General features: G+C 69.7%; 7 protein-coding genes. 4 read left to right on the top strand and 3 right to left on the bottom strand.

Annotated features, from left to right (window positions below):
• Both VLF38_RS03085 and mshC read left to right on the top strand, forming a co-directional pair.
• On the top strand, window positions 1-657 hold a 657-nt coding region (locus VLF38_RS03085; RefSeq protein ID WP_325269824.1), incomplete at its 5' end, for an SCO1664 family protein.
• A gap of 29 nt (window positions 658-686) precedes the next feature.
• Window positions 687-1,913 (top strand): cysteine--1-D-myo-inosityl 2-amino-2-deoxy-alpha-D-glucopyranoside ligase, encoded by a 1,227-nt coding sequence (mshC, locus tag VLF38_RS03080; protein ID WP_325269823.1) that lies wholly within the window; start codon window positions 687-689, stop codon window positions 1,911-1,913.
• A gap of 1 nt (window position 1,914) precedes the next feature.
• Here mshC and VLF38_RS03075 read toward each other — a convergent pair whose 3' ends face one another.
• Window positions 1,915-2,751 (bottom strand): PAC2 family protein, encoded by an 837-nt coding sequence (locus VLF38_RS03075; protein WP_414689354.1) that lies wholly within the window; start codon window positions 2,749-2,751, stop codon window positions 1,915-1,917.
• A 285-nt stretch (window positions 2,752-3,036) separates the two neighbouring features.
• Here VLF38_RS03075 and metH point away from each other — a divergent pair, with 285 nt between their 5' ends.
• Window positions 3,037-6,747 (top strand): methionine synthase, encoded by a 3,711-nt coding sequence (metH, locus tag VLF38_RS03070; protein ID WP_414689353.1) that lies wholly within the window; start codon window positions 3,037-3,039, stop codon window positions 6,745-6,747.
• A 51-nt stretch (window positions 6,748-6,798) separates the two neighbouring features.
• On the opposite strand, the gene VLF38_RS03065 is transcribed toward metH, so the two are convergent.
• A complete protein-coding gene (locus VLF38_RS03065) occupies window positions 6,799-8,055 on the bottom strand; it encodes an MFS transporter (RefSeq protein ID WP_325269820.1) in 1,257 nt (418 codons plus the stop codon).
• Window positions 8,056-8,100: 45 nt separating this feature from the next.
• Entirely contained in the window at window positions 8,101-8,523 is a 423-nt protein-coding gene (locus VLF38_RS03060; RefSeq protein WP_325269819.1) for an SRPBCC family protein, read from the bottom strand.
• A 22-nt stretch (window positions 8,524-8,545) separates the two neighbouring features.
• Between VLF38_RS03060 and VLF38_RS03055 the strand changes: the two genes are divergently transcribed.
• Window positions 8,546-9,211 carry an HAD family phosphatase gene (locus VLF38_RS03055; protein WP_325269818.1) on the top strand — a complete coding sequence of 222 codons (666 nt, stop codon included), beginning with the start codon at window positions 8,546-8,548 and terminating at the stop codon, window positions 9,209-9,211.
• The last annotated feature ends 68 nt before the right edge of the window (window positions 9,212-9,279 follow it).

Here is a 9,279-nt window from a genome sequence, read left to right as displayed (position 1 = left end):
GTCATCTACAAGCCGGTAGCGGGGGAGCGGCCGCTCTGGGACTTCCCGGGCGCGGTGCTGGCCCACCGCGAGGTCGCGACGTACGCCGTCTCCGAGGCGCTCGGCTGGCACGTCGTGCCGCGCACGTGGCTCGGCGAGGGGCCGCATGGTCCGGGGATGCTGCAGGAGTGGATCGAGGAGGACGGCGCCCCACCGGCCGTCGACGTCGTTACGCCGGGAGAGCAGCAGTCCGGCCAGCGCGTCGTGCTCGAGGCGCGCGACGAGAGCGGGCGTCCCGTCCTGCTCGTGCACGAGGAGTCGGCAGCCCTGCGCCGCATTGCGCTTCTCGACATCCTGGTCAACAACTCCGACCGCAAGGGTGGCCACGTGCTGAGCCGCGGCGCCGAACGCTGGGGCATCGACCACGGCGTCACGTTCCACGTCGAGCCGAAGCTGCGCACGGTCCTGTGGGGTTGGCTCGGCGAGCCGCTCACCGCGGAGGAGTCGGCGGACATCCAACGCGTCCTCGTCGACGGAGCCCTCCTCGGCGAGCTGCGGAGCCTGCTCAGCGGACCCGAGGTCGACGCGTTCCTCGCCCGTGGGCGTGCGCTGCTCGAGGCGGCTGTCTTCCCGGCGCCCTCGGGGGACTGGCCGGCGATCCCGTGGCCCGCGCTGTGACGGTGGGGGCGACCGTCTAGAGTTCCCACATGCGCGCCTGGTCCGCTCCGGAGATCACCCCCCTGCACGTCAAGGGACCCGTCGTCCGGGTCCACGACACCGCCACGGGCGGTCTCGTCGAGACCACTCCCGCCGCCGGCGGTGCGCGCATGTACGTCTGCGGCATCACGCCGTACGACGCCACGCACATGGGCCACGCCGCGACGTACGTCGGCATGGACCTGCTCAACCGCGCCTGGCGCAACGCAGGTCATCCGGTCACCTTCGTGCAGAATGTCACCGACGTGGACGACCCGCTGCTGGAGCGGGCGACCAAGGTCAACGTGGCCTGGGAGGAGCTCGCGCTCCGCGAGACGCAGCTCTTCCGCGAGGACATGGAGGCGCTGCGCGTCCTGCCGCCGGACCACTACATCGGCGCCGTCGAGTCGATCCCGCTCGTCATCGCCCTCATCCAGAGGCTCCAGGACGCCGGCGTGGTCTACCACGTCGAGGGCGACCTCTACTTCGAGGTCGCCTCCGACAAGGCCTTCGGTGACGTCTCCGGCCTCGACCGAGAGCAGATGCTGGCGATCTTCGGCGACCGCGGCGGCGACCCCGAGCGCGCCGGCAAGAAGGACCCGCTCGACTGCATCCTCTGGCGCGCCGAGCGTCCCGGCGAGCCCAGCTGGGACAGCCCGTTCGGCAAGGGACGCCCGGGCTGGCACATCGAGTGCACCGCGATCGCGCTCGAGCACCTCGGCACGTCGTTCGATGTCCAGGCCGGTGGCTCCGACCTCTCCTTCCCGCACCACGAGATGTGCGCCGGTGAGGCCCAGGTCGCGGAGGGCGAGCGGTTCGCCCATGCCTACGTGCACGCCGGCATGGTCGGCTACGACGGCGAGAAGATGTCGAAGTCCAAGGGCAACCTGGTCTTCGTCAACGAGCTCCGTCGCAGCGAGGTCGACCCGGCCGCGATCCGCCTCAGCCTGCTGCGCCACCACTACCGTGAGGACTGGGAGTGGACCAGCGAGAACCTCTGGGCCGCTCAGGACACCCTCGAGCAGTGGCGTGACGCGCTGCGACACGGCGTCGGTGCCCCGGCTGCTCCGGTCGTGGAGCAGGTCCTGGCCGCTCTGGCCAACGACCTCGACGCCCCGGCTGCGGTCGCGGCGATCGACGACTGGGCCGCCGCCACCACTGGTGGCGACCACAAGGACATCTACGCCGCCGACCAGCTCCGTGCCGTGCTTGACGCCGCCCTCGGCCTGAAGCTCTGAGTCACTCGCTATCGCGGCGCTTGAGGTATCGCTCGAACTCGCGGGCGATCGCCTCACCCGACGCCTCGGGCAGGTCAGCGGTGTCCCGCGTCTCCTCGAGCGCACGGACGTACTCCGCGATCTCCTCTTCCTCCTCGGCCAGCTCGTCGACGCCGCGCTCCCAGGCACGGGCGTCCTCGGGCAGCTCGCCCAGGGGGATCGCGCAGCCGAGCAGATCCTCGAGCTCGTGGACCAGCGCGAGTGACGCCTTCGGGCAGGGCGGCTGCGCGACGTAGTGCGGCACGGCCACCCAGTAGGAGACCGCGGGGATGTCGAGCTTGCCGCAGGCGTCCTGGAAGACGCCGACGATCCCCGTGGGCCCCTCGTACGACGACTGCTCGACCCGCAGCCGGTCGACCAGCTCGGGCTCGGTGGCTGAGCCCGTCACCGGAAGCGGACGGGTGTGCGGGGTGTCCGCCAGCAGTGCCGCGAGAGTGACCACAAGCGAACCGCCGAGGTCGTCGCAGGCAGCCAGCAGCTCGGCGCAGAACTGGCGCCAGCGCATGTTCGGCTCGAGTCCGCGGATCAGGACGACGTCGCGGTCCAGACCCGGGGGTGAGGCGATGGCGATCTGCGTCGAGGGCCATCCGATGCGCCGGTGGCCGTCGGGACCGGTCTCGATGTTGGGCCGGTTCATCTGGAAGTCGTAGAAGTCCTCGGGGTCGATCGCCCCGATCACCTCGGCGTTCCACACGTCCATGAGGTGGTCGATGACCGACGACGCGGCGTCGGCGGCGTCGTTCCATCCCTCGAACGCAGCGATCACCACGGGGTCCACCAGGTCACGGACGTCAGCCATCTCGATCACGTCCTCAGCCTAGGGCCCCGTCCGTGACGCGAGTGATACATGGTGGGATCCACGACACAGGTCCCCTAGACTGGTCTGCGGCCGAGAGGCGTTGCAACGGGACCCGTCGGGATGACGCGCCCGCCACGCTCGGCTTGACTGAACAAGGACGCCTTCCGATCTGGAAGGGACCCCGTGTCGCACGCTGACAACCCCACCACGCCGCTCGTCCGCCCCGATGCGACCGCAGAGCTGACCGCCCTGCTCGCCGAGCGCATCCTCGTCATCGACGGTGCCATGGGCACAATGATCCAGCGGCACACCCCGGGCGAGGCGGAGTACCGGGGGACGCGGTTCGCGGACTTCCACCTCGACGTCAAGGGCAACTCGGACCTGCTGGTCCTCACCCAGCCGGACATGATCCGGGGGATCCACCGCGAGTACCTGGCGGCCGGTGCCGACATCGTGGAGACCAACACCTTCGGCGCCACGACGATCGCCCAGGCCGACTTCGAGATGGAGTCGCTCGCCTACGAGATGAACCTCGCCGGCGCACGCCTCGCGCGCGAGGCGTGCGACGAGTTCAGCACCCCCGAGCGACCGCGCTACGTGGCCGGCGCGCTCGGCCCGACCCCGAAGACCGCCAGCATCTCGCCCGATGTCAACGACCCCGGCGCCCGCAACGTGTCGTACGACGAGCTCGTCGCGGCGTACCTCGAACAGGCCAACGGACTGGTGGACGGCGGCGCCGACATCCTGCTGATCGAGACCATCTTCGACACCCTCAACGCGAAGGCGGCGATCTTCGCCGTCGAGACGCTCTTCGAGGAGCGCGGCCGCCGCTGGCCGGTGATGATCTCGGGCACGATCACCGACGCGTCGGGTCGCACGCTCTCGGGCCAGACGACCGAGGCGTTCTGGAACTCCATCCGCCACGTGAAGCCGCTCTCGGTGGGCCTCAACTGCGCGCTCGGTGCGGCGGAGATGCGGCAGTATCTCGCGGAGCTGTCGCGCCTCGCCGACTGCTTCGTCTCGGCCTACCCCAACGCCGGCCTGCCCAACGCGTTCGGTGAGTACGACGAGACCGCCGCGCAGATGGCGTCGGTCGTCCAGGAGTTCGCAGCCTCGGGCCTGGTCAACGTCCTGGGCGGCTGCTGCGGCACGACTCCGGAGCACATCGGTGCCATCCACGACGCCACCGTGGGTCTTTCCCCGCGCGTGCCGCAGGCCGTGGAGCCCGCCATGCGCCTGTCCGGCCTGGAGCCGTTCAACATCACCGACGAGTCCCTCTTCGTCAACGTCGGCGAGCGCACCAACATCACGGGCTCCGCGCGGTTCCGCAACCTGATCAAGGACGGCGACTACGACACGGCCCTCCAGGTCGCGGCGCAGCAGGTCGAGTCGGGTGCACAGGTCATCGACGTCAACATGGACGAGGGCATGATCGACGGCGTCGCGGCGATGGACCGCTTCCTCAAGCTGATCGCGTCGGAGCCCGACATCAGCCGCGTGCCGATCATGGTCGACTCCTCGAAGTGGGAGGTCATCGAGGCCGGGCTCAAAACCATCCAGGGCAAGCCCATCGTCAACTCGATCTCGATGAAGGCCGGCGAGGAGGAGTTCCGCACGCAGGCACGCCTCTGCCGCAAGTACGGCGCCGCCGTGGTCGTCATGGCGTTCGACGAGGAGGGCCAGGCCGACAACCTGGAGCGGCGCAAGGAGATCTGCGCGCGGGCGTACCGGATCCTCGTCGAGGAGGAGGGCTTCCCGGCCGAGGACATCATCTTCGACCCCAACGTCTTCGCGGTCGCGACCGGCATCGAGGAGCACGCGACGTACGGCCTCGACTTCATCGAGGGCACCCGCTGGATCAAGGAGAACCTTCCGGGCGCGAAGATCTCCGGCGGCATCTCCAACGTCTCCTTCTCGTTCCGGGGCAACAACCCGGTGCGCGAGGCGATCCACGCGGTCTTCCTCTTCCACGCGATCAAGGCCGGCCTCTCGATGGGCATCGTCAACGCCGGTGCCCTGGTCGTCTACGACCAGGTCGACCCCGAGCTGCGCGACGCCATCGAGGACGTCGTGCTCAACCGGGTGGCCGACACGCAGGCCGCGACCGAGCGCCTGCTCGAGCTCGCCGAGGCCCACCGTGGCTCGGGCGAGGTCGCCGAGGCGGCCGCGGAGGAGTGGCGCTCGCTGCCCGTCCGCGAGCGGATCACCCATGCGCTGGTGAAGGGCCTCGACGCCCACGTCGAGGCCGACACCGAGGAGCTCCGCGCCGAGATCAAGGCAGCCGGCGGCCGCCCGATCGAGGTCATCGAGGGGCCCCTGATGGACGGCATGAACGTCGTCGGCGACCTCTTCGGCGCGGGCAAGATGTTCCTCCCGCAGGTCGTCAAGAGCGCCCGTGTCATGAAGAAGGCCGTGGCCTACCTCATCCCGTTCATCGAGGAGGAGAAGGCTGCTGCCGGCACCACCGGCCAGAAGGACACCAACGGCACGATCGTCATGGCGACGGTCAAGGGCGACGTCCACGACATCGGCAAGAACATCGTCGGCGTCGTGCTGCAGTGCAACAACTTCGAGGTCATCGACCTCGGCGTCATGGTGCCCGTGCAGAAGATCCTGGACGCCGCGAAGGAGCACCAGGCAGACATCATCGGCCTCTCCGGCCTGATCACGCCGTCGCTCGACGAGATGGTCACGGTCGCCACCGAGATGCAGCGCCAGGGCTTCGACATCCCGCTGTTGATCGGTGGCGCGACGACGTCGCGCGCCCACACGGCGGTCAAGGTGGACCGCAAGTACGACGCACCGGTCGTCTGGGTCAAGGACGCCTCGCGCTCCGTCCCGGTCGCCGCAACCCTGCTCAACGACGAGCTGCGCCCGAAGTTCATGGACGAGGTCCAGGCCGACTACGACGCGCTGCGCGAGCGGCACGCGTCGAAGAACGATCGGCCGATGGCCTCCCTCGAGGCGGCCCGGGCCAACGCGCCGCAGCTGGACTGGTCGGCGTACCACCCGCCGCGGCCGCACCTGCTGCTGCAGCAGAGCCACGACGTCAGCGCGGTCGCCAACCTCGGCGAGCGCCACGCGACGCAGTACGTCCGGGTCTTCAAGGACTACTCGTTGACCGAGCTGCGCAAGTACATCGACTGGCAGCCGTTCTTCAACGCCTGGGAGATGAAGGGCTCGTTCCCCGACATCCTCAACAACCCGGCGTCCGGTCCGGCGGCCCGCAAGCTGTACGACGACGCGCAGGCGATGCTCGACCAGCTGATCGAGGAGAAGTGGCTCTCGGCCTCCGGCGTGATCGGGCTCTTCCCGGCCAACGCCGTCGGCGACGACATCGAGCTCTACACCGACGACAACCGCACCGAGGTCCGGACCGTCCTGCACCACCTCCGCCAGCAGGGCGAGCACCGGGAGGGCATCGCCAACAAGGCCCTGTCGGACTACGTCGCGCCGAAGTCGACCGGCCTGAAGGACTACGTCGGCGCCTTCGCGGTGACGGCCGGCCTCGGCTCCGTGGAGAAGGTCCTGGAGTTCAAGAAGAACCTCGACGACTACAACGCGATCCTGCTCGAGTCGCTGGCCGACCGGCTTGCCGAGGCGTTCGCCGAGCGGATGCACGAGCGGGTCCGCAAGGAGTTCTGGGGCTACGCGCCCGACGAGCACCTCGACAACGTGGCGCTCATCAAGGAGCAGTACGCCGGCATCCGGCCGGCACCGGGCTACCCGGCCTGCCCCGAGCACACCGAGAAGCGCACGCTGTGGGAGCTCCTCGACGTCGAGGCGGCCACGGGGATCGAGCTCACCGAGTCGATGGCGATGTGGCCGGGTGCCTCGGTCTCCGGCTTCTACTTCAGCCACCCCGAGTCGCAGTACTTCGTCGTGGGTCGCCTCGGTCGCGACCAGGTGGCCGACTACGCCGAGCGAAAGGGCTGGACCCTCGCCGAGGCCGAGCGCTGGCTCTCCGCCAACCTCGCCTACGACCCCGAGGACTGAGCGCTCCTGCTACGTAACGTCATAGGACCTGGCTGCTCTAGCGACCAGGTCCTATGACGTTGCCTGCGCGGGAGTCGGCCCGTAGGAGTCGGCCGGGGCATTCGCCCGTCGTGAGAGCAGGATGAGCGGGATCGCCACGGCGGTGATCGCCGCCGAGACCACGTACGACGCGGCGTACCCGCGCACGTCAGCAACGCGGCCGAGGACGGGCTGGGCCCACACGCCGCCGGCCGAGCTCATCAGCGAGTCGGCCGAGAGCAGGGTGGCGCGTTGCCGCGACGGGATCAGCCCGTTGAGGTAGCTCTGGCGCACGGGCGTGAAGGCCGCGAAGGTCAGGCCCCAGAGGCCGGTCAGCGCGAGGACCGCTGCGAAGGAGTCCACGGTGCCGATCGCCACCATCACCCCCGCAGACACGAGTGAGATGACGACGAGCGCCGAGGTACGCCGTCGGGCGATGCGGCGCACCTGACCCGCGGCCAGGCCACCGATCATCTGCGCGACCGCGACAGCAGCAGCGACCAGACCAGCGACCTGGTAGGCGTGCGGATCGCCGTACAGCTCGAGCAGATAGGGCTGGAGCGCGTAGAACGCATAGATGCCGACGCCGCCCGTGGCGATCGCCTGCACCATCAGCCACCGGATCGGCGGCACCTTCCAGCCGAGGTCGACGGTCTGCCGCGCGAGGCGAGCGACCTCCTGCGCCGTGGATCCGTGGCGCTCCGGCGTGAAGCCGAGGTCCCGCATCGCGACAGCGGCGAAGACGAACATGACGAGGAGGATGCCACCGCGCAGGAGGTACGGAACGCCGACGCTGGTCTGCTGCGCGATCCACCCGCCGGAGACCGAGCCGACCAGCATCGCGGCGCCGGAGGCGACCTGTCCGCGACCGAAGACGGTGTCGAGCGTCCCGGTGAACCCGACGCTCGCGAGGGCGTCGACCAGCCACGCCTCCACGGCACCGGAGAAGAACGTGAAGCCGAGCCCGATCAGTACCGACGCGGCGAGCCACATCCAGAACGGACCCCGAATCTGCCACAGGCCCACGTAGGCGAGTGTGGAGACGGCCAGCGTGACCGTCCCGAGGAGGTAGGAGGCCCGCCGTCCGACGGTGTCGGCGACGATGCCGGTCGGGATCTCGAAGAGCACCATCCCCGCGGTGAACGCCGCGTTGGCCGCGAAGGCCTGGAAGTTCGACAGGCCTGCATCGAGCAGGAAGATCGTGTTGATGCCCCAGATCAGCGACGCGGCCAGGGTGTTGCCCACCATCAGCACCAGGTAGGTGCGCTGGACCGAGCGAGGCGTCGTCACGATCCGCACGCTAGCGGCCGGTGGCCGCCAGCGTGCGGAGTCGGGTCAGGCGCGCTTCTTCAGGTAGCCGGTGTAGGCCTTGAGCAGGGCGACCGAGACGGCCTTGAGAGCCGCCTGCTCGACCAGCGGGATGCGCGAACGGGCGGTCAGGGTCCACTCGACCAGCGTGCCGTCGCCGGCGGGGGAGAGGACGACCTCGCCCGAGTAGTCCTTGAACGGAACGCCGGCGAGCGCCTTGTAGCCCAGGCGCGTCGGCGCGTCGAACGCGGTGATCTCCTCGACGATGGCCGGGGCCGGGCCGGGCGCGGCGATCCGGCGTACGGCGCCGACACCGTCGCGCTCCGGGGCGCCGGGCTTCTCGACGGTGGCGGTGATCGGGCCCCACTTGCTCATGCCGGCGTGGTCGGCGAGGACCTCCCAGGCGCGGGTGATCGGGACGTTGACGGTGGCCGTGCTCGTAGCTCGCATGGCCTGATCCTAGGATCCTCGTGTGAAGCACACGGCGGTCCTCTGGGACATGGACGGGACCCTGGTCGACACGGAGCCCTACTGGATCGCGACGGAGTTCGAGCTGGCCGAGCGGTTCGGTGGCACCTGGACCGAGGAGCACGGGCTCGCACTGGTCGGCAACGACCTGCTCGCATCGGGGCGCTACATCCTGCGTCACATGTTCCCTCCCGACGCCCCGGGCGCACAGCTGTCACCTGAGCAGGTCGTCGACCTGCTGCTGGACGGTGTCGTCGCCCGCGTCGAGCAGGAGGTGCCGTGGCGCCCGGGCGCACGCGAGCTCCTGGCCACGCTGGTCGATGCCGGTGTGCCGTGCGCGCTCGTCACGATGAGCTACCAGCGATTCGTCGAGCCGATCCTCGCGCAGCTCCCAGTCGGAGCCTTCACCGAGATCGTGACCGGCGACAAGGTCGCTCAGGGCAAGCCGCACCCCGAGGCCTACCTCAAGGCTGCTGCCGGTCTCGGCGTCGAACCGTCGGCGTGCATCGCCATCGAGGACTCCAACACCGGCGCCACGTCTGCCGAGGCGGCCGGCTGCACCGTGCTGGTCGTGCCGTGCCACGTCGACGTCGAGCCGGGGGAGCGGCGGGTCTTCCGCGAGTCACTCGTGGGCATCGGCGTAGACCAGCTCCTGACGCTCTCGGCCTGACGAGGTCGTCAGTCGGTGTCGGCCGCGGTCAGCTCACCCGCGGCCGCCAGCGCCTCGCGGACCATCGG

It is taken from the genome of Nocardioides sp., from assembly GCF_035481145.1.
GTDB lineage: Bacteria > Actinomycetota > Actinomycetes > Propionibacteriales > Nocardioidaceae > Nocardioides.
Note: the sequence above shows the minus strand (reverse complement) of the source record. Positions and strands in the feature narration are given on the sequence as shown.

Excerpts from the sequence above, each read along its gene's own strand:
- mshC (WP_325269823.1), top strand. The coding sequence starts at position 687 with ATGCGCGCCTGGTCCGCTCCGGAGATCACCCCCCTGCACGTCAAGGGA.
- VLF38_RS03075 (WP_414689354.1), bottom strand. The coding sequence starts at position 2,751 with ATGGCTGACGTCCGTGACCTGGTGGACCCCGTGGTGATCGCTGCGTTC.
- metH (WP_414689353.1), top strand. The coding sequence starts at position 3,037 with ATGGGCACAATGATCCAGCGGCACACCCCGGGCGAGGCGGAGTACCGG.
- VLF38_RS03060 (WP_325269819.1), bottom strand. The coding sequence starts at position 8,523 with ATGCGAGCTACGAGCACGGCCACCGTCAACGTCCCGATCACCCGCGCC.